Origin of the sequence: Actinoplanes sp. NPDC051411, from assembly GCF_040682075.1 — a bacterium.
Classification (GTDB): Bacteria; Actinomycetota; Actinomycetes; order Mycobacteriales; family Micromonosporaceae; genus Actinoplanes.
Genome location: NZ_JBFBAD010000284.1, coordinates 1 through 1,709, shown reverse-complemented (window position 1 = coordinate 1,709; position 1,709 = coordinate 1). Strand labels below are relative to the sequence as shown.

Below are 1,709 nucleotides of genomic sequence, written 5' to 3'. Positions count from 1 at the left end.
GTCGAGGCGCTGCTGCGCTGGCGGCACCCGACCCGGGGCCTGCTGGTGCCGCCGGTCTTCCTGCCGATCGCCGAGGAGAGCGACCTCGGCGTCAAAATCGGCACCTGGGTGCTGCGCACCGCCTGCCACCAGGTCGCGGAGTGGGGCGTTCCCGAGATGCGGATGAGCGTCAACGTCTCCAACCGCCAGTTCTGGCACGGCAACCTGATCGAAGACGTCGTCGAGTCCCTGACGGCCGAAGACCTCGACCCGAGCAGCCTCGCCGTCGAAATCACCGAAGGCGTGATCATGCACGACGTCCGCCACGCGACCCGGGTGATCGCCGACCTGACCGCGATGGGCGTCGAGGTCCACATCGACGACTTCGGCACCGGCTACTCCTCGCTGGAGGCCCTGCACGACCTGCCGTTCGACGCGCTGAAGATCGACCGCTCGTTCGTGTCCCGCTCGACCAGCAACGCCCGCAGCCGCGAACTCGTCCGCACCATCGTCACCATGGGCCTCAACCTCAACCTCAAAGTCATCGCCGAGGGCATCGAAACCCCCGAGGAGCAGCGCCTGGTCGGGGAACTGGGCTGCACCCACGGCCAGGGTTACCTCTTCTCCCGGCCGGTCCCGGCCGAGGAATTCAGCGCTTTCCTGTACGGCTGGGTCGGCACGGCCTGACGATCAGCCGCTACGCCGGTTGCCATACTGGCGGGGACTCTGCACCGTGCCGGAACGCCCTTGAACGCGACCGGCCGTCCCCCCGGCATGGTTGGGCGTCGCCTTACCCTTGGACCGCCGGGCCGCCCGGTTCTCAAACGGCTGCGGCTGCTCCTCAGCCTCCGCATCGGCGTCAGCAACAGAATCGGCGTCAGTCATCGATGTCTCCTCAGGCTGTTCAAAACCGGACAACTCGCCGCGGGCCTCAAGCCACAGCCGCCGCGATAAGAAGACGGTAGCGTGCACACCAACCCGAGCGGGGACCGACCGCTCCGCCGCCCGATCCAGCCACTCCCGCGACAGCCCGCGACGGCGAGGCGGCGACCCGCACAGCCCACCTCGGCCAGCTTCCGGCCGGCGACGCCGGCCCCCGACAGCCGACGCGCCCTTCAGCCCTGCAAAACCCGCCATTCTCATGCCGATAAAAGTGCGCCCGCCAAATCACCGGAAAGCCATTATGGGCGCAGATCCACCCCGATACCGACGCTGACCTGGTTGCCGATCGAGGCCTTCGATGACAAAATTCTAGTAATCCTCCGGACCAACTGCGAGCCCATTGTCTCGCCGTTTCCCGAAGACGCAGCGCTGCGCATTAGCAATCGATCCGGCCTAAACTGCGACCCATCCCGACACCACAGCCGAGGACGATTCTGATCAGCCCGGACACGAGTGGTGACCCCGGGCGGCCGGCGCGCCGAGGAAGCCAGCGCACCCAGGCGGGCGGCCCGCGGGCCCAGGCGACCAGCGCACCGGGCGGGCGGCGAGCGGGCGGCGAGCCCAGGCGACCAGCACCCCCAGGGCGACCAGCGCACCCCGGCGGGCGGCCAACAGGCCCAGGCGACCAACGCACCCGGGCGGGCGGCCTGCGGGCCTAGGCGACCAGCGCACCGGACGGGCGGCGGGCGGGCGGGTCACGTCCACTGGCGTGGTGTAAGAGGCGGCCAGCGCTGATCCGTTGGTGTTGATGTTAGGCGGCGATCTCTGCCGATGGGGTGGCGGATTCG

Annotated in this window: 1 protein-coding gene; it reads left to right on the top strand. The window is 69.0% G+C overall.

The annotated features are described in order from the left end of the window. Positions 1 to 666: EAL domain-containing protein (locus AB0M88_RS53235; protein ID WP_364116321.1), on the top strand; the 666-nt coding region annotated here is incomplete at its 5' end. Between the last annotated feature and the right edge of the window lie 1,043 nt (positions 667 to 1,709).